The organism is Pseudoalteromonas prydzensis, assembly GCF_011050055.1.
In the GTDB taxonomy this organism is placed as follows: domain Bacteria; phylum Pseudomonadota; class Gammaproteobacteria; order Enterobacterales; family Alteromonadaceae; genus Pseudoalteromonas; species Pseudoalteromonas prydzensis_A.
The window spans coordinates 38,159-57,088 of the sequence record NZ_DRGM01000210.1; the positions used below are offsets into that span (position 1 = coordinate 38,159).

Sequence of the window (18,930 nt, forward strand, 5' to 3'; positions counted from 1 at the left end):
ACCGCACAACAGTTAAAATACCGCTAAACGCCTTTTTCAAATTACCTATTTAAAATACAGCAATTAAAATACCATGACTAGCAAAATAACGCTTGCTTAAATTAAATTATTGAGGTAAATTCGCTTCTTGGTCTTAAAAAAGCCTCGCGGTTAACCTCTTTACCCTGATCCAGTAAGCCCCGCAAAACGTATATTATAAAGCTAAGTTATTGTACGGCGAGAACCCCAATTCAGACTACGGCATATTATTTTTAATAGTCGCATAAATGTCATAAAGATCGTCAACACTGTAATGAAGCTAAACACAACACGGTCTATCTAATTGTGCTTTGAAAGCTAATAAAGAAATTAGCGCACATTAAAGATAACAAGAAAAAAGTGAGTTTTATTATGTCTTATAGTTACAACGGATCTATGATCCAAATCGCACATCCAGTGCAATCAATTTCAGTAAATAAACAACGTGTTATTTTTTCTGATACACAAGGCTTAAAAAATGCCTTGTTCACTAAAGCTAGTGACGCACGTCAGTTTGTTAAATGGTTAAAAGCCAATTAAGCGATACTGAACTGCATTATTGCAATTAAATAACGCCAGCAAATGCTGGCGTTTTGCGTTTTATGCCACCCTTTCGCGAACAACTGCTACACTTAACAATACGATTCATTTCTGTGTGGTTGAATTAATGCAGTATGCTTTTCTTGTTACTTTTTCATTACTGTTAGTTAGCAGCCCTATGCATGCTAAAACAATCAATTGGATAGTTACTGACTTCGCCCCTTACTATATTTTTAGCGATCAATATGCAGGCACTGGTCGTGATGAAAGTGTTATTACATTACTTGAGCAACAACTTCCAGCTTATACATTCAAGCGCACTATTTTACCATCGAGTCGAACCATTCAAGAGCTTACAAACCCTAATTACACCTATTGCATGTTGTCACTTTACCAAAGCCCACACCGTAAGCAGCATATCTACTTTAGCGAGCAAACTTCCACGGCTGGCCTGTCGCCTTCCGTTGCTATTCGTAAAGAGCTTGCACAGCAACTCAAACTTGATCTTAATAAGCCAGTATCATTAGCAGTCTTGCTTAATAAATATCAACTCGCATTGGGTATTTCTATGAGTCGCTCATACGGGGATACTATTGATTCGGTAATTAATAATAGTGCAGATGCTTCAATTATTATTCGCCCGGGGCGAGATACCTTAGCCAGTTTGACCTATATGCTGAAGAAAAGACGCGTTGATATTTTATTAGGCTATCCAAGTGAACATTATTATTTAGCAAAATCGATGGGATTTGAGGATGAGCTAATGCAATTGCCGCTCACTGAAGCCGCTGAGCTTAGTTATGGTTATATTGGTTGTACTAGTAATAAACAAGGTATTGAACAGGCAAATGTATTGAATGCAGCGCTTGAGCAGGTAAAACAACAACCAGCCTACCAAGAAGTATTATTACGTTGGTTACCGGATAATCTAAAACCGTTACTCGAACAGCGCCTACAAAAACGCCTCAACTAAGTGAGGCGTTTACAAGATCACTGAATTGAAAGTGATATTACTTGCGTACACCTTCAATGTACAAACCAATATCAACATGCGTAGACGCAGGACCTAAGTCGTAGTCGATACCAAAATCAGCTAATTTCAGGCTAGTTTCACCTTCAAAACCAACACGGTAACCACCCCATGGATCTTTACCTTCACCAATTTTATCGATTTCAAAGGTAATCGTTTTTGTCACACCATGAAGGGTAAACTCACCTGTTACATCAGCTTCATCGCCATCCTCATCAAATTTGATTGAAGTACTTTTAAATGTCGCTGTTGGAAACTTATCAACATTTAAAAAGTCACCGCCACGTAAATGCTTATCACGCTCAGCATGATTTGAATCGATGCTTTTAGTATCTATATTTACCATGATCTGTGAAGCATTCGGCTTAGCTGCGTCATAACTAAAGCTACCATCAAAGGTATTAAAGCGGCCATGTAACCAGCTGTAACCTAAGTGCTTAATTTTAAAGTTTACAAATGCGTGCGCACCTTGGGTATCAATAACATAGTCTGCAGCTTGTGCAGCCGTTGTACCAAACAGTGTTGCCGCAACAGCAGCTGATAAAAGTAATTTTTTCATTTATTAATCATCCTTTTGTGGTTTGATCATTCTAATTAAGGTTTTATCTTTATCGATAAAATGATGTTTTAACGCCCCAAGTGCATGTAATACCACAAGTCCTATTAAGCTACACGCCACATAGTAGTGAATTTTACCTGCAATATCTGCTTGATTAGCTACTGAAAAATCAATTGCGGGAATACTAAATAACGTAAACACCTCAATCGAGCGACCATCTGCAGTAGAAATCAAATATCCTGAAATAACGATGATACAAAGTAACACATATAAAAATAGATGCGCTGTATGCGCTACTTTATTTAACACCGGACTACTGTTTGATAAAGGTTCAGGTTGTGTGCCTAGCGCACGCCAAGCGAATCGAAATATTAATAGCGCTACCAGCGTAACTCCGACACTTTTATGTAAATCTAAAGAACCCTTATACCAACTATCATAATAAGTTAGTTCAACCATGTATAAACCAAGGCCGAACAAGCCAATTACCATTGCAGCCATGAGCCAATGCAATGCAATTGCAACAATACCATACGAAGATTTTGTATTTTTAAACATGTGTTACCCACTCCGCTATACAATAACAACAGCATAGCCCGTCCCCAGATAAAAGAAAATAGCGATAAACAAACAAGTTATGTGCGTATACGCACAGATGGGCTGAAAGTTAGAAAGTTAGAAAGTTAATCGATGATAAATATACTTGAGGTAATAACTGTTTAATTATTTTCAACTAAGCCTATGTATATTTGTGTCGTGGGCTCCACTTGCAAACAGCTGATCAGGTTTTCTTTGATGAGTTCTAGCATGGCGATAAAGCTCACAACAACCCCACTGCGCCCTTCTTCTAAGGTAAAAAGTTCGCTAAACGCTAATTGTGTGCCTGCACTGGAGAGTTTCGCTAAAATCAAGCTCATGCGCTCTCGGGTTGACAGTGCTTCGGCGGTTATTTGATGATGCTCAAAGGTTTTAGCTCGTGCCATCACATCACTGAGCGCAAATAATAAATCCTTTAAATCAACATCGGGGAGTAATTGTGTTTGTTCATTTTGCTCTGGCACTAACGCCTCAGCAATGTATATATCGCGGCCAACTCGGGGCACTTCGTCAAGATTTTCCGCCGCTTTTTTAAATTGTTCGTATTCTTGTAAACGACGAATAAGCTCTGCACGAGGATCTTCTTCTTCCTCCAGCTCTTCGTGTTTCGGTAATAACAAACGCGATTTTATTTGTGCTAACAGCGCCGCCATCACTAAATATTCACCAGCCAGCTCTAACTGAAACTCACTCATCATTTCAACATAGCGAACATATTGTTCAGTGATGCTAAAAATTGACAGTTCTAAAATATCGAGTTTATGTTTTTTTATTAAATAGAGTAACAGATCAAGTGGGCCTTCAAAGGTTTCTAAAATAACTTCAAGGGCATCGGGGGGGATATATAAGTCTTCTGGTGCAGCGATGACTTCTTTACCATGCAAAAAAGCCAGCGGCAGCTTTTGCTGCGCCGGCTGTTGCGTAACGTTATCAGTAGGTAACTGCGTCATCGCGAGGTGTTATTCAAACGGTGCTGTATCACCACAGCCAACACGCAGTACTGCAACTGTATCTTCTGATAAATCAATCACTGTGGTTGCTTGCTCCGCTAAGTACCCACCATGGATAATCAAATCAACAAGTGGGCCAATGCGATCGCGTATTTCATCAGGATCCGATTCTGTAAATTGCTCGCCAGGTAATATAAGCGAACACGACATTAAAGGCTCACCCAATTCGGCTAAAATCGCACACGTGATCGGGTGTTCAATGACACGAATACCAATGGTTTTCTTTTTATCGTTTAATAATCGCTTAGGCACTTCTTTAGTACCTTTAAAAATAAACGTGTATGGCCCTGGTGTATTATTTTTAATAAGCCTAAACAATTGGTTATCTACACGTGCATAAGTCGATAACTCAGATAAATCGCGGCATACCAAGGTAAAGTTATGGTGCTTTTCAATGCCACGTATGCGTTCAATACGCTCTTTGGCTTGTTTGTTACCTAAATTACAGCCTATTGCATACCCAGAATCAGTTGGATACACCACCACGCCACCTTGCTTAATAATATCTACCGCTTGGTTAATTAATCGTGGTTGTGGATTATCCGGATGGATATGAAAAAAATCACTCATGTGCGTCTCCTGCTTGCCCTTCCCAAGTTTGCCAAACGCCTTGGCAATCTTTTGGCAAATATAAATTTTTTCCTAATTCTAGCCAACTAGTAGGAAAATGAAAATCAGATCCTTGCGAACACAGTAAATCGTACTCGCGGCTTAATTCGCCTAAAAACTGTCGCTCACTCGGCGCTTGTTGTGGCTGGGCAACTTCCATTGCGTCCCCACCGGCCGCTTTAAACTGACTCAATAACTTACGCAGCCATTTATTCGACATTTGATAACGCCCAGGATGGGCAATAACAGCAACGCCTCCCGCGGCATGAATAGCAGCAATTGCCGTTTGCATATCACACCAATCACTTGGCACGTAACCTGTTTTTGCGCGTCCTAAGTATTTTTTAAACACCCCAGGTATTGTGGTTGCAACACCGCGAGCAATTAATGCGCGAGCATAATGTGCACGAGTTATTTGCGCATCTTCGGCAAGCGCTTGTGCTTGTTGATAAATACCAGCAAAGCCATTTTTCTCTAACCGAAGACCAATTTCGATTGCTCTATCAGCGCGCTTTTGTTGTTGTATCGTCAATAAGCTGGTCAACGTTGGCGCATCGATATCTACGTTTAATGCCACTATGTGGATCTCAAAACTTTCCCACTTGGTGGAAATTTCAACACCGTTGATCAATTTAAGTGGCAGCGCTTGGCTTTGTATATAAGCCTGTGCTGGCTTTATCGCTGCAGTAGTATCGTGATCGGTGATCGCAAACACATCGATATTTTTTTCAACTGCACGCAACAATAATTGCTCAACAGTGAGTTGCCCATCAGAATGCGTTGTGTGGCTATGTAAATCGTATTTTATCAAAAGAGAAGACTGCTCATATTAAATGTGCGAAAGTTGTTATTAAGTATAACAAAATTTTTTAATAAATTGTTTTAAATAAATACTTGACACTAATACTGTTGATACGGTTTACTGTAGCCACTTAAGACACACAAAGAACAAAAACAATGATCAATTCAATCCAAAACACTATCTGGTGGTGGCACTCGTAAATTATCGGGTGACGAATTGTCGTGTCTAACACATTCTAAACCCGCTTATTGCGGGTTTTTTTATATTTAAATTTTGGGGTAACAAACATGAATAACGTAGCAACTTTTACACATCATTGGTGGTGGCGCCTGGTATAGCGGGACGGTAATGGTCTATCTTAATTTTATTTAAGTATCGTTATTCAAACCCCGCACAGCGTAGCTTGCGGGGTTTATTTTTTTGAGGGAATGAGCTTTGATTTTTAGTCACATAACAACAACGCCAGGTGAGGTCACCAGCATCACCGAAGTGCGAGAATATATTCACAGCCCATTGGCATTGTATGGGTTGCTTGATAAAGATAATTCATTGTTATTAGAGTCAGCAGAAATCGATTCTAAAGACAGTGTAAAAAGTTTAATTTTGGTTGATTGTGCACTGAAAATTATCTGTACTGGCAGAACAGTCACAGTGACAGCACAATCTAATAATGGCCAGCAATTACTGCCCTATTTGCAAACTAAACTCAACAATTGCCGTGCGCAATTAAACGGGCAAACCCTGAACATTGAATACCAAGGCACAGACAACAACATTGACGAAGCGTCAAAACTGATTGCTGATAATGCCTTTAGCGCGCTGCGCAGTTGTATCAACAATATAAGCAGCACCACCAAAAATCCATTTTCGTTATTTTTAGGCGGTGTATTTGCTTATGACATGGTGGCTAATTTCGAGCAGCTAAGTGAGGTGCCTGATGGCGAGAACAGCTGCCCTGATTATGTATTCTACTTAGCTGAAACCTTAGTGGTTATTGACCATCAAGCCAAAACCACCGAGTTGATCGGTAATGTATTTAATGGCCCTGATGTCCATGCAAATTGCTTTGAAGTAGGTAAAAAGCTAGAGCGCTTAAATGCATTATGCGACCAAGCCGATAGCTTTAGTGCCGAGCTAAGCACTGGCAGCAGTGAAGTAACTGTTGATATTAGTGATCACGACTATTGTCAGCAGGTCAATACGTTGAAAAAACACATTGTTGACGGTGATATTTTTCAGGTCGTGCCATCACGGACATTTTCTTTAGCGTGCGCTAACCCACTGCATGCTTATAGCCAACTCAAAAAACAAAACCCAAGCCCGTATCTGTTTTATATGCGTGATAGCGAGTTTGCACTGTTTGGTGCCTCACCAGAATCGGCATTAAAATTTTGTCCGCAAACTCAACAAGTAGAAGTGTATCCAATTGCAGGCACCCGTGCGCGAGGTAAGTTTGCTAATGGTCAAATCAACCCGGACTTAGACAGCCGTATTGAACTTGAATTACGTAATGATCAAAAAGAACGTGCTGAACACTTAATGTTAGTCGATTTAGCGCGTAATGATGTTGCACGTATTAGCGTACCCGGTACTCGTCACGCCAAAGAGTTATTAAAAGTAGACCGTTATTCGCAAGTAATGCATTTAGTGTCACGGGTTGTTGGCACATTAAAGCCACAGCTTGACGCCCTGCACGCTTACCAAGCTTGCATGAATATGGGCACCTTAGTGGGCGCCCCCAAAGTCAGCGCCGCTGAACTGGTTCGTCAAACCGAAGGTAAGCGCCGTGGCAGTTATGGTGGCGCTGTTGGCTACTTAACCGGTGATGGCGCTATGGATAGCTGTATTGTTATTCGTTCAGCCTTTGTTAAAAATAATATCGCCTATGTGCAAGCAGGTGCCGGTGTCGTGTATGACTCAGATCCACAATCTGAAGCAAACGAGACCCGCGCTAAAGCACAAGCGGTGATCACAGCGATTCAATCGACTTATCAAGGACACTAAAATGAGCGCATTAATTAACCAGCTAAGCGATGTAAAAATCTACTTTTTAGATAATTTTGATTCATTTAGTTATAACTTAGTCGATGAACTTTCTATGTTAGGCAGCGATTTAGTGGTATATCGTAACAACATAGATGCACAGCTGATTTTTGACAAAATGTGCGGCGAGTCTAAAGCGGTTATTTTAGTCCTTTCACCAGGTCCAGGCACGCCCACAGCAGCGGGGTGTTTAATGGCCTTAATAGAGTTATGTAAAGGCCGTTTCCCGATGTTAGGGATATGTTTAGGTCAACAAGCGCTGACACAAAGTTATGGCGGTGTTATCGGTCATGCTGGCGAAACTGTCCATGGGAAATCATCCATTATTGAGCTGGGTGAACACCCTGTTTTTGCCGGAATGGGAAAACGTATGCCAGTGGCCCGCTATCATTCTCTAATGGCCACTAAAGTACCACCGAGTGTAGCCGTGATAGCTCATTATGAAACAATCCCGATGGCAATTTATCACCACGACGATAAAGCGCTGGGGTATCAATTTCATCCAGAGTCTATTTTGACGCCAAATGGCGCCGCGCTACTTCAACAAAGTATGCAATTTTTAGCCAATGCACAGTAGTAGAGGATCGTATGTCAGTAAACCAACAATCAGCCAGTGAGGCGAGCATTGGCGCAATGATTGATGTGTTATTAACGCAATCATCATTAAGCTTTAGTCAAAGTCGGCAGTTATTTGATGCCATCATGCAGGGCAATGTAAACGACATTGAACTGGCTGCTATTTTAGTTGCGTTAAAAATTAAAGGTGAAGTAAGCGATGAAATCGCCGGCGCGGCAGCGTCAATGCGTGCCAACGCGGTGCCATTTACAACAACAGCAAGCAATTTAGCGGATAGCTGTGGCACCGGTGGCGATGGCTCAAATACCATCAATATTAGTACTACCGCGGCAATCCTTGCTGCGGCCTGCGGTGTCAATATGGTTAAACATGGTAACCGCAGCGTATCGAGTAACTCCGGCTCTGCCGATTTACTCAAAGCGCTGGGCATTAATATAGATATGACACCTGCACAAGCCGTTATGTGCTTAGAGCAAACCGGCTTTACCTTTTTGTTTGCGCCCCATTACCACAGCGGAGTTCGTCATGCGATGGGCGTACGTACCACCTTAAAAACCCGCACTATCTTTAATATATTAGGCCCATTGGCAAACCCTGCAGCGCCTGATGTACAACTGCTGGGCGTATATGACGAAAGTTTATGCCTGCCAATGGCGCAAACCTTAAAAACGCTCGGCACACCGCGTGCTATGGTCGTGCATGGCTCAGGCACCGATGAAATCGCCTTGCATGGTAAAACCACCGTCGCAGAGCTAAATAATGGTGAGATCACTCAATACACGCTGCTCCCTGCGGATTTTGGTCTTGCAAACTATTCACTTGAACAATTAGCCGGTGAAGGGCCAGAATATAACGCCAAGGCAAGTCGCGCGATTTTAGCGGGTAACGGCACTGACGCACACAATGCGGCCATCATTGTCAACGTTGCCGCGTTACTTTATTTAACCAATAAAGCCGACGATTTTAAAAGTGCAGCCATGCAAGTTAAAGAGGTTTTACAAAGCGGCCGCGCATTAAGCACATTAAATGCCATAGTAGAGCAAAGTAATAAAGCAGTAACAAATTCAGAGGTAACTAATGGCTAATGTATTAGACAAAATAGTCGCAGATAAAAAAATAGAGCTCGCAGCGCGTAAAGCCAAGCGCCCGCTTGAGAGCTTTAAACATCAAGCAGTGCCAACAAAGCGCGATTTTTATAAAGCCCTTGCAGCACCTGGCACGCAGTTTATTTTGGAATGTAAAAAGGCCTCACCTTCTAAAGGCCTTATTCGTGAACCGTTTGATTTAGCCGAGATCACTGGGGTTTATAAAAACTACGCCAGCTGTATTAGCGTATTAACCGATGAAAAATATTTTCAGGGTAGTTTTGATTACTTAGAGTTTGTCCGCAGCCAAGTTGAGCAGCCATTGATCTGCAAAGATTTCTTTATTGATGAATACCAAATTTATATGGCACGCATTTATGGCGGCGATGCTATTTTATTAATGCTTTCGGTACTTGATGATGAACAGTATCAACAACTTGCTGCGGTCGCGCACAGCTTAAACATGGCAATCCTCACCGAAGTGAGTAACGAAGCTGAAGTACATCGAGCCCTTGCACTCAATGCGCAAATTATTGGTATTAATAACCGTGATTTACGTGATTTGAGCACAAACTTAGCTACCACAGAGGCACTACGAAAGCTAATTCCTGATAACAAAGTGGTTATTTCCGAATCCGGTATTTATACCCATCAAGATGTGAAACGCCTTGCGCCTTTGTGTAATGGCTTTTTAATCGGTAGTTCACTGATGGCTGAGCGTGATTTAGAGCGCGCTTGTCGTAGCGTGATTTTAGGCGAAAACAAAGTCTGTGGCTTAACCCGCAGCGAAGATGCCATTAACGCCTATAACAGCGGCGCGGTATTTGGTGGGCTTATTTTTGCACCTAAATCACCCCGTTATGTTGACTTAGATTGTGCTTTGCAAATTACCCAAAGCGCCCCGCTTGCCTTCGTGGGTGTATTTGTCAATGCCAGCATTGCTGAAGTCGTAGAGCACGCGCAAAGCTTAAAACTTGCAGCCGTACAATTACATGGTCAAGAAGACCAAACCTACATTAACCAGTTGCGCCCCTTACTACCAAGCAGTTGCCAGATTTGGAAAGCACAAGCCGTGCAAGACAATTTGCCTGCGCCTGTTGATGGGGTTGATCGTCACTTATACGACACCCACAGCGATACACAAGCGGGCGGCACAGGTAACACGTTTGATTGGTCAATTTTAGAACATGCCAGCAGCCCATTTATGCTTGCTGGTGGCTTAAATGCAAACAACATTCAAGGTGCATTATACCAAGGCGCTCATGGCCTCGACCTAAACTCAGGGGTTGAGCAAAGTGCCGGTAAAAAATGCCAAAACAAATTAAATGATGCGTTTATCAGCATCCGTAAATATTGAGGTTTCTATGAATAATCCAGCTTACTTCGGCGAATTTGGCGGCATGTTTGTCCCAGAATTGCTAGTCCCTGCGCTAAAGCAACTCGAACATGAATTTAATAAATCACAAACAGATCCGGCTTTTCAAGCTGAACTGGAAGAGTTACTTAATGAATATGCAGGGCGTCCTACACCACTGACATTAACGCGTAACTTAATTAAAAATCCAAAAGTAAAATTATACTTAAAGCGTGAAGACTTACTGCACGGCGGCGCTCATAAAACCAATCAAGTGTTAGGCCAAGCACTGCTAACAAAACGCATGGGCAAAAAAGAGGTTATTGCTGAAACCGGCGCTGGCCAGCACGGGGTTGCCACGGCGCTAGCCTGTGCATTATTGGGTTTAAAATGTCGTATTTACATGGGTGCTAAAGATGTTGAACGTCAGCAGCCAAACGTGTTCAGAATGAAATTAATGGGCGCTACCGTTATTCCTGTTACCGCAGGCTCTGGCACACTCAAAGATGCCGTAAATGAAGCGCTGCGTGATTGGTCTGCAAATTACCAACAAGCCCATTACTTACTTGGCACAGCGGCAGGCCCGCACCCATTCCCTACTATCGTTCGAGAGTTCCAAAAAGTAATTGGTGAAGAAGCAAAGCAGCAAGTATTAAAAGCAGAAGGTCGCCTGCCTGATGCCGTACTTGCTTGTGTGGGTGGTGGCTCTAACGCCATTGGTATGTTTACTGATTTTATTGATGAACCAAGCGTTAAACTGATTGGTGTAGAGCCTGCTGGTAAAGGCCTTGATACCCATGAACATGGTGCCACTATCTGTAAAGGCACAAAAGGCATTTTACACGGGACTTATACCTATATTATGCAAAATGATGATGGCCAAATCGAAGAGTCTTACTCGGTTTCAGCAGGTCTTGATTACCCAGCGGTAGGCCCACAACATGCATTTTTACATGAAACGGGCCGCGCACAATATGTGGGCATTACCGATACAGAGGCATTAGAAGCATTCCAATTATTGGCTAAAAACGAAGGCATTATCCCAGCGCTTGAATCAAGCCATGCCCTTGCCTACGCATTAAAATATGCTGAGCAACAAACAGAAGACACCATTTTAGTGGTGAATTTAAGTGGTCGCGGCGACAAAGACTTAGCACACGTTATGGATGTACTTTCAAAAGGAGATCAACTATGAGCCAAGCAACCCCGCTAAAAACAGATCGCTACGGAAAAATGTTCGCCGCATTAAGCGAGCAAAATCAAGGCTCATTTGTGCCCTTCGTGACCATTGGCGATCCCAACAAAGAACTCAGTGTTGAAATCATCAAAAGCTTAATTGATGGTGGTGCAGATGCCTTAGAGCTGGGTATTCCATTTTCAGATCCAATCGCAGATGGCCCAGTTATTCAAGCCGCGAACATTCGCGCCCTTGAGGTTAATATTAACACCCAAGATTGCTTTGATATTATTAAGCAAGTACGTGAATACAATGCTGATATTCCAATTGGTTTATTACTGTATTCAAACTTAGTATTCAAACGCGGTTTAGAGGCTTTTTATAAAGACGCCAAAGCGGTGGGTGTTGATTCAATTTTAGTGGCAGACGTACCGCTGCATGAATCTAAAATGTTTCGCAAAGCTGCAATGAGCAATGGCATCGACCCAATTTTTATTGCCACGCCTAACGCACCCGATGATACATTACGTGAATGTGCCTCTTATGGCCGTGGTTATACCTATTTGCTTTCACGCGCGGGTGTAACAGGCACTGAAACCAAGGCACAAATGCCAGCCTCTTCTATCGTCACTAAGTTAAAAGAATACCACAGTGCGCCTGCGTTACTTGGCTTTGGTATTTCTACCCCAGAGGATGTAAAAGCAGCACTCAATGCCGGTGCTGCAGGGGCAATATCTGGCTCTGCCGTGGTTAAAATTATTGCAGCAAACTTGGACAACCCAGACGCGATGCTCAGCGGTTTAACAGCGTTTGTAGCGAGTATGAAAGCTGCAACAGCACTGTAAGTTATTGTAAAAATACAAAGGGCCTATTCAGGCCCTTTTTGTTGGTTAAGATAAACGCTTCACACTCTGTCTTTCAATGCTTTAGCGGCTTTAAACACCGGCTTATTAGCCCCTGCAATTTCAATCACCGCGCCGGTTTGTGGGTTGCGCCCTGTGCGTGCTGGGTAATAACTCAAGGCAAATGTACCAAAACCATTAATTTGTACTTGATCGCCTTCTGACAATGATTTTGTAATAACAGCTAGCATGCTTGACAAAGCCGCTTGAGAATCTTTCTTGGTTAATTCACTGTGCGCTGACATAGCATTGATAAGGTCTGCTTTATTCATAAAATGCTCCTAAAAATACCACTTACTCTGTGACTGTTCAGTGGATCTTGGTAATGATTGATACAAAGGCACGCAGGCTAAGGGTTAGTAACCACTAAGTCAACCTTGTAAATAACACAATAAGTTGATACAACCTGTGCAATTATTTTTTAGCATCACATTTTGAGCAGTATATGCATGCATTAATCGAGTTTATTCCGTTAGTTTTATTTTTTGCGGTCTTCAAGTTAGTTGATATTTACTGGGCAACAGCGCTTTTGATGGGCACCACGCTTATTCAAGTTGCTTATTGTTATTTTAAAACAGGCAAGGTACCAACACGGCAGTGGTTATTTTTTGCCATCGCCGTCATTTTGGGCACGTTAACACTCGTATTTCATGATGAACAATTTGTAAAATGGAAAGCCACAATCATTTATGCGGTGTTGTCTTTAACATTATTAATCAGCCGCTACTTTATGGGTAAAAATCTAGTCAAACAAGCACTGAGTGCGGTGTTAAATAATACCACAGAGACAGAGCAAGCCATTAGCGTACCTGAACCACTGTGGGACAAACTCAACCTACTTTGGATAGCGATCACAGCAGCAATAGCAGCGCTAAATATTTATATCGCCTATAATTTCTCTCTCGATTTTTGGGTTAACTTTAAAGTATTTGGGCTGATGGCTATTACCTTTATCAGTATTTTTGCCACTATCATCATGTTGTATAAATATTTACCTGATGAAGACGAGCCTAACAGCGACGATAGCAAGGCTTCTTAATGTCATAAATCTGTCGTCTGAGCTTGATAGTCTATTATACAAAATCACGCTGAGACGACCTTGAACGCCAATCAATACCGCTGGTTTGAATTTACACTGATCTTTGTTTGCCTGCCTTTGTTGGGTTTTTACCTTCGCGCTCACCTTGCTAATTGGTTGATCCCCGCACTCATTGTATTAATGAGCGTCTGTGGCATGTTGCTACTTGGCGATCCTCACTTTAAGCGCTTTAGGCTCACCAGCTTTGGTGAATTTTCTGCCGTGAAACGCCGATTATTTAGTTTCTTTTTTATTGGCGCGCTCTTCTCAGGAGTATTTTACGGGATCATCAATCAAGGTAATTGGTTTTTGTTGCCGCGTAACTCGTTCCACGACTGGCTGATGTTGCTAGCGTTATATCCGTTATTATCGGTGCTGCCGCAAGAATTAATATTTCGAACCTACTTTTTTCATCGCTATAAACGCATCATGCCAAAGAAGAGCGTACGCATCGTGATCAGCGCCACTGTGTTTGCATTAGCGCATATTGTTTATGCTAACTGGGTGGCAATTCTACTGGCATTTATTGGTGGCTTATTGTTTTCATTTACCTACGCACAAAGTCGCTCTACCTTTGTGTGTGTGATTGAGCATAGTTTATGGGGACTGTGGATGTTTACCTTAGGCATAGGCCAGTATTTAGATTCTGCCGCAATGGCCTAACGTTAGCTAATAAAAAACCGTGCTGCTCAGCACGGTTTTCTTGATAAACAGTCACAACTGCGTTAAAAGCCGAAAATACTCATCGCAAAAAACTTAGTGGCTACGGTATTTACAAATATCAGCAGTAAAATGACTGGAATAAAAGTTGAGAGTGAAAAATTAACGTATTTTTCAGTAAAACTGCCCGCATACCCTGGACACCCTTGGCTTAGCTCTTCACTTAAACGTACTTTTTTCCAGCGATACATCACAAATAAACACACCATCAACCCATTCAGCGGTAATATAGTGTCGTAAAAAACATCATAAACGATATCAAACAAACTTTTCGAACCACTGCCATAATTAGTGAATGACGTTAAGCTCTCGACCATACCAAATGACATGGTACAAAGTACGGTAAGCAAGCCAATGCTGCCCGTTAAAATCAATAATGCCATTTTACGGCTAATGCCTTTACGGTCACTTAGTGTTGCGGTTGGTACTTCAACAATCGATACCAACGATGTAATGGCGGCAAAAAATACTAATAAGAAAAATATAAATGCCACTATCGAGGCACCGATATAACCAATATCGGTTTGTAACGCGAGTAAGATTTTCGGCAAGAATTCAAAAATCATCGACACTGAAGAATCTGATAACTTAGCCGGGTCAGTATCGGGGTTGAAACTAAAAATCGCCGGTAGCACCATTAAGCCTGCAATAAACGCCACCAATGAATCCGTTAATGCGACCATTTTAGCACTGCCCACAATGTCATCTTGTTTCGAGATATATGATGCGTATGTCATCAAAATACCCATACCTAATGATAGCGAGAAAAACGCTTGCGCTAATGCACCGTTCAATACACTGGCATTCATTTTGGTAAAGTCAGGAATAATATAATACTTTACACCCGCCATCGCATTATCCAGTGTCAACACATAAACCACCAATGCAATTAGCAAAACAAACAGCGCAGGCATTAAGAATTTAGCAGCTTTTTCAATGCCTTGTTTAACACCACCAACTAAAATTAAGTTCACTATGATAGCCACTGCCGCCATATAACCAAACACGCTAGAGCTGTTAATAAACACCCCAAAGCTTTTTGGATCAGCCAACACATCTAAGTTACCAATGGCAACTTGGCTCAAATAACCAAAAATCCAGACCGTTATTACCATATAGAAAACGGCTATCATAAACGGTGTTAATACCGCTAAAAAACCAGCAAAGCTCCACTTTTTATCATTACCCGATAATAATTTATACGAGCCAAGTGGATCTTTTTGCGCTTGGCGACCCATCGCCATTTCGGCCATCATCACCGGTAAACAAATAAACACCACAAATAACGCATAAACGAGTAAAAATGCACCGCCGCCATTTTTTGTAGCTGAGACAGGAAACCCAACCAAATTACCAATACCTACCGCTGAACCAGCAGCCGCTAATATGAATCCGAGGCGGGAGCTAAAATGCTCACGAGTATCGCTCATTTAAAAACCTTATTATTATTTTCTATCATTCAAGCGACTCTACCAGTGTTGCAGTGAGGTTTTCAAGCAGATTCCGTTTAAAAATAGTTTAGTGCTGTAAACCCGCTTATTGATTGACCATAAAGCGAAAACTAATCGTAATTTATTCGCCTATTAAATCTGCTGTGCTAGTATCAGAGCAATTTCATACTATTAATATTAGAGAATACGCCATGTTGTATATGATTTACTCAACTGATGTTGAAAATAGTTTAGAACACAGAAAAGCCGCCCGTCCGGCTCATTTAGCACGCTTACAAGCATTAGATGAACAAGGCCGATTATTTACAGCAGGCCCGTTACCAGCGATTGATAGTGCGGATCCAGGTGAAGCTGGTTTTACTGGTTCTTTAGTGATTGCTGAGTTTGACTCTTTGGAAGCCGCGCGTGAATGGGCTGCTGCAGATCCATACGTAAGCGGTGGCGTTTATGATAATTCAGTAGTAAAACCGTTTAAAAAAGTGTTCCCTAGCTAAATAAAACCAACAACCAGATAGAATATTAGTCTTTATTTGACCAAGATATTAATTCAATTGCTATAATCACTTTGCACCAAATCACAATAATTCAGTGTTTGTTCACGGGTTGTTAATTAAGATCCGTTGTATTGAATCATAGAATTTAGTGGTTTTACTTGAATTTTAGCTACTTGGTTCATTACACTATTCAGGTCTGGTTTAGGAGTCTCCCATCATGCGTACTGTGTTAGCTCTCAGCGTCGCCATCATTGTGCTATTTTTGAGTGTCTGTTCGACTAATAGCCAAGCTGCACCTCAAGGTAACAAAACTGAGATAAATAAAAAACAAGCTGTTGAGCTTGCTAAAAAAACCGAAGATGGTAAAACTCTTAAAATTACCGTACTTAACGATATTTATACCGTAAGAATTTTAAAATCGGACGGCCATGTCGTCGACGTTCATGTCAATAAAAAGACCGGCGAAGTGAAAAAGGATTAATAAATGCGAATTTTAGTAATTGAAGATGATTTACACTTAGCAGATAACTTGCGTAATGCATTGGAAAAAGAACGCTACAGTGTTGACCTTTGTCATGATGGCGAAGCGGGTTTATTCCACATCACAGAATACCCTCTTGATATGGCTGTGGTTGATTTAGGTTTACCAAAAATAGACGGTATTGAGCTTATCAATAAAGCCCGAGCCCAAGGGATCACCATTCCAATCCTTATTTTAACAGCACGAGATCGTTGGCAAGACAAGGTTGAAGGGCTTGATTCCGGTGCTGATGACTATTTAACAAAACCATTTCATGTTGAAGAGTTAATCGCTCGTTGTAACGCGCTTATTCGTCGCAGTGCAGGTAAAGCAAACCCAGAAATGACGGCCGGACCAATTAAAATTCACACCCGTTCACAACAAGTGTGGGTTGATGATAGAGAGTTAAGCCTGACCGCCTACGAATACAAAGTACTTGAGTATTTAATGGTTAATCCACAAAAAGTGATCTCTAAATCTGAGTTGACAGAGCATATTTATGACCAAGATTTTGATTTAGATTCAAACGTAATCGAAGTATTCGTATTGCGCTTACGTAAAAAGCTAGATCCTGATGGCACACTTAACCCTGTAGAAACACTGCGCGGACGCGGTTACAGGCTTAAAAGTCAGTGGTAGCATCACAAATACCGTTAAAAGTAAGGCAAGGATTTATCCTTGTCTTTGTTTTATTAGTCGCCTTACCTATTTTGTTTTTTTCGATTGGCAAGGCGTACTATGCATCATTAGTAGAAGCCACCGAAAAAACCCTCGAAGCCCATTTATATTCATTAATTTCAGAAGTCGATTTTACTGAGCGCGGTATTATTATGCCAAGCACGATTTTAGCGCCTGAGCTAAATCGTTTAAACTCTGATACCTATGCAATGATTTATCGTGATGAACAGCCTGTTTGGCACTCTGAATCCGCGGTAAATGTAAACTTTGTGCCTGACGAGATAGAAACCAAAGCCGGTGCTGCCGATTTTCGTCGCGTGGAATATAGAAATAACGTGTACTGGCAACTCAGCTTAACTGTTATTTTAAATAATATTGATCAATCCGAACAGGCCCGGTTTATTTTATTAAGACGCAATGATGCCTTACTACGGTTAATGGATGGTTTTAAACAAACCCTAGTAAACTGGATGTATGTCATGGGTGTTGCCATTGCAGCATTAATGGCGATAGGTTTTGTGTGGAGTGCGCGACCATTACAACGCTTGGATAAAGAAATAAAAGCCATTGAATCTGGTGATATTCAAGAAATTAAAGGGTTGTACCCTGTTGAACTGCAAACAATAAAAGCCGATTTAAATTTACTGCTCGAAACTCAACAACGTCAAAAAGAACGCTACCGTGCCTCACTAAGTGACTTAGCGCATGCTTTAAAAACGCCCCTTGCGGTACTTAAATCAAGTCCTTTGGCAAATGATGCTGACGCACAAGAACAGCTTGATCGTATTAATGTGATGATCGAACATCAATTAAAGCGCGCAGCAAGCGGTGCTTCCGATACTTGGAAAAAACAAACGGCTATTAAGCCAGTGCTCGATTCAATTATTAATGCAATGGGCAAAGTGTACCGAGACAAAGATATTATTTTTACCTGTGCTGTAACAGAAAAAAATTACTTTTTAGGGGATAAAACAGATCTACTCGAGCTGTTGGGTAATTTAATTGATAATGCCTGTAAAGCTTGCCGTTCACAGGTCGATATACAAGTAGTTCAAAAGCGCACTCTTACACTTATAATCAGTGATGATGGTCCAGGTGTCCCCGTTGATAAACGCCAGTCATTACTCACCCGAGGTACTCGCTTAGATACCTACGAAAGCGGTCACGGCGTGGGAATGGCAATTGTGTCAGACTTAGTAAAGTCGTATCACGGCACCCTGACTATTTTAGATGCTGATACGTTAGGTGGCGCAAAATTTATTTTAGAGTTTAATTATAATGATAAAAAATAATCGGCGTTTGGTAAGCTGCACACTGCTTTTACTGCTTAGTGCTACAACACAGGCAGATGAGCCATGCAGTTTAGTTGATCAAGCAACCCCTGATGAAGCCAAAAGCTATCTGCAATGTTTAGATAAACAAATAGCAAACTTAACGCGCATCCAGCAAACGTGGGTAAATAAGATCACCTTAGATCTAAATAACATTGAAGCAGAAACCGGTAACACACAGTTGTTACCGATTTTCAAACGCAGCATGGCAAGCCAAAGCAAATATTTAGAAGATAGCTGTAAGTGGCGCTATTTACAAAAGATCCCCAACGGAACCCAAGCTGCAATTGTCTATAAGCGCTGTGAATTACGTATTTTAGAACAGCACATAGCGGTATTAAAGCAGCCCATTTAA

22 protein-coding genes are annotated in these 18,930 nt (G+C 41.5%); 15 read left to right on the forward strand and 7 right to left on the reverse strand.

From position 1 onward, the window contains the following. The first annotated feature begins 414 nt into the window (after positions 1–414). A complete protein-coding gene (locus ENH88_RS21505) occupies positions 415–558 on the forward strand; it encodes a hypothetical protein (RefSeq protein WP_167542961.1) in 144 nt (47 codons plus the stop codon). A gap of 127 nt (positions 559–685) precedes the next feature. Continuing rightward, a complete protein-coding gene (locus ENH88_RS21510; RefSeq protein ID WP_304185475.1) occupies positions 686–1,531 on the forward strand; it encodes a TIGR02285 family protein in 846 nt (281 codons plus the stop codon). Between the two features lie 37 nt (positions 1,532–1,568). Here ENH88_RS21510 and ENH88_RS21515 read toward each other — a convergent pair whose 3' ends face one another. The 5 genes from ENH88_RS21515 to rnm form a co-directional block, all read right to left on the reverse strand. Beyond that, positions 1,569–2,147, reverse strand: coding sequence for a YceI family protein (locus tag ENH88_RS21515; protein ID WP_304185476.1), 579 nt, complete (start codon positions 2,145–2,147; stop codon positions 1,569–1,571). Positions 2,148–2,150: 3 nt separating this feature from the next. After that, entirely contained in the window at positions 2,151–2,705 is a 555-nt protein-coding gene (locus ENH88_RS21520; protein ID WP_304185478.1) for a cytochrome b, read from the reverse strand. A gap of 161 nt (positions 2,706–2,866) precedes the next feature. Beyond that, positions 2,867–3,694, reverse strand: coding sequence for a segregation and condensation protein A (locus ENH88_RS21525; RefSeq protein ID WP_304185480.1), 828 nt, complete (start codon positions 3,692–3,694; stop codon positions 2,867–2,869). Between the two features lie 9 nt (positions 3,695–3,703). Beyond that, positions 3,704–4,324: an L-threonylcarbamoyladenylate synthase gene (locus tag ENH88_RS21530; RefSeq protein WP_304185482.1), complete on the reverse strand. Its 621-nt coding sequence runs from the start codon at positions 4,322–4,324 to the stop codon at positions 3,704–3,706. Continuing rightward, positions 4,317–5,174, reverse strand: coding sequence for an RNase RNM (rnm, locus tag ENH88_RS21535; protein WP_304185484.1), 858 nt, complete (start codon positions 5,172–5,174; stop codon positions 4,317–4,319). The genes ENH88_RS21530 and rnm overlap by 8 nt, the downstream gene beginning before the upstream one ends. Before the next feature lie 426 nt (positions 5,175–5,600). On the opposite strand from rnm, the gene ENH88_RS21540 reads away from it, so the two are divergent. The 6 genes from ENH88_RS21540 to trpA are packed head-to-tail and all read left to right on the forward strand — an operon-like array spanning position 5,601 to position 12,246. After that, complete coding sequence (locus ENH88_RS21540; RefSeq protein WP_304185486.1) at positions 5,601–7,169, forward strand: anthranilate synthase component 1; 1,569 nt, start codon at positions 5,601–5,603, stop codon at positions 7,167–7,169. Between the two features lies 1 nt (position 7,170). Continuing rightward, on the forward strand, positions 7,171–7,785 hold the full coding sequence (locus ENH88_RS21545) for an aminodeoxychorismate/anthranilate synthase component II (RefSeq protein WP_414704877.1): 615 nt from the start codon (positions 7,171–7,173) through the stop codon (positions 7,783–7,785). A gap of 56 nt (positions 7,786–7,841) precedes the next feature. Further along, the gene (gene trpD, locus ENH88_RS21550) at positions 7,842–8,870 is read left to right on the forward strand and encodes an anthranilate phosphoribosyltransferase (protein WP_304185641.1); all 1,029 of its coding nucleotides are present in this window, start codon (positions 7,842–7,844) and stop codon (positions 8,868–8,870) included. Beyond that, positions 8,863–10,227, forward strand: coding sequence for a bifunctional indole-3-glycerol-phosphate synthase TrpC/phosphoribosylanthranilate isomerase TrpF (gene trpCF / locus ENH88_RS21555; protein ID WP_304185488.1), 1,365 nt, complete (start codon positions 8,863–8,865; stop codon positions 10,225–10,227). Before trpD ends, trpCF begins: the two co-directional genes overlap by 8 nt. Positions 10,228–10,234: 7 nt before the next feature. Continuing rightward, positions 10,235–11,419, forward strand: coding sequence for a tryptophan synthase subunit beta (trpB, locus tag ENH88_RS21560; protein ID WP_304185489.1), 1,185 nt, complete (start codon positions 10,235–10,237; stop codon positions 11,417–11,419). Then, the gene (gene trpA, locus ENH88_RS21565; protein ID WP_304185491.1) at positions 11,416–12,246 is read left to right on the forward strand and encodes a tryptophan synthase subunit alpha; all 831 of its coding nucleotides are present in this window, start codon (positions 11,416–11,418) and stop codon (positions 12,244–12,246) included. The genes trpB and trpA overlap by 4 nt, the downstream gene beginning before the upstream one ends. A gap of 59 nt (positions 12,247–12,305) precedes the next feature. Here trpA and ENH88_RS21570 read toward each other — a convergent pair whose 3' ends face one another. Continuing rightward, positions 12,306–12,575 (reverse strand): HU family DNA-binding protein, encoded by a 270-nt coding sequence (locus ENH88_RS21570; protein ID WP_304185493.1) that lies wholly within the window; start codon positions 12,573–12,575, stop codon positions 12,306–12,308. A 173-nt stretch (positions 12,576–12,748) separates the two neighbouring features. Here ENH88_RS21570 and ENH88_RS21575 point away from each other — a divergent pair, with 173 nt between their 5' ends. Further along, the gene (locus ENH88_RS21575; RefSeq protein WP_304185495.1) at positions 12,749–13,342 is read left to right on the forward strand and encodes an inner membrane-spanning protein YciB; all 594 of its coding nucleotides are present in this window, start codon (positions 12,749–12,751) and stop codon (positions 13,340–13,342) included. A 60-nt stretch (positions 13,343–13,402) separates the two neighbouring features. After that, on the forward strand, positions 13,403–14,044 hold the full coding sequence (locus ENH88_RS21580) for a CPBP family intramembrane glutamic endopeptidase (RefSeq protein WP_304185498.1): 642 nt from the start codon (positions 13,403–13,405) through the stop codon (positions 14,042–14,044). A 62-nt stretch (positions 14,045–14,106) separates the two neighbouring features. Here the strand turns inward: ENH88_RS21580 and ENH88_RS21585 are convergent, their stop codons facing one another. Then, positions 14,107–15,531, reverse strand: coding sequence for a sodium-dependent transporter (locus ENH88_RS21585; RefSeq protein ID WP_304185500.1), 1,425 nt, complete (start codon positions 15,529–15,531; stop codon positions 14,107–14,109). Positions 15,532–15,743: 212 nt separating this feature from the next. Between ENH88_RS21585 and ENH88_RS21590 the strand changes: the two genes are divergently transcribed. The 5 genes from ENH88_RS21590 to ENH88_RS21610 all read left to right on the forward strand — a co-directional run bounded on the left by ENH88_RS21590 (position 15,744) and on the right by ENH88_RS21610 (position 18,930). Beyond that, positions 15,744–16,046 carry a YciI family protein gene (locus ENH88_RS21590; protein WP_304185502.1) on the forward strand — a complete coding sequence of 101 codons (303 nt, stop codon included), beginning with the start codon at positions 15,744–15,746 and terminating at the stop codon, positions 16,044–16,046. Between the two features lie 217 nt (positions 16,047–16,263). Continuing rightward, positions 16,264–16,527: a PepSY domain-containing protein gene (locus tag ENH88_RS21595; RefSeq protein WP_304185504.1), complete on the forward strand. Its 264-nt coding sequence runs from the start codon at positions 16,264–16,266 to the stop codon at positions 16,525–16,527. A 3-nt stretch (positions 16,528–16,530) separates the two neighbouring features. Continuing rightward, complete coding sequence (locus ENH88_RS21600; RefSeq protein WP_304185505.1) at positions 16,531–17,205, forward strand: response regulator transcription factor; 675 nt, start codon at positions 16,531–16,533, stop codon at positions 17,203–17,205. Further along, the gene (locus ENH88_RS21605) at positions 17,199–18,536 is read left to right on the forward strand and encodes an ATP-binding protein (RefSeq protein WP_304185507.1); all 1,338 of its coding nucleotides are present in this window, start codon (positions 17,199–17,201) and stop codon (positions 18,534–18,536) included. Before ENH88_RS21600 ends, ENH88_RS21605 begins: the two co-directional genes overlap by 7 nt. Then, the gene (locus ENH88_RS21610; RefSeq protein ID WP_304185509.1) at positions 18,523–18,930 is read left to right on the forward strand and encodes a hypothetical protein; all 408 of its coding nucleotides are present in this window, start codon (positions 18,523–18,525) and stop codon (positions 18,928–18,930) included. Before ENH88_RS21605 ends, ENH88_RS21610 begins: the two co-directional genes overlap by 14 nt.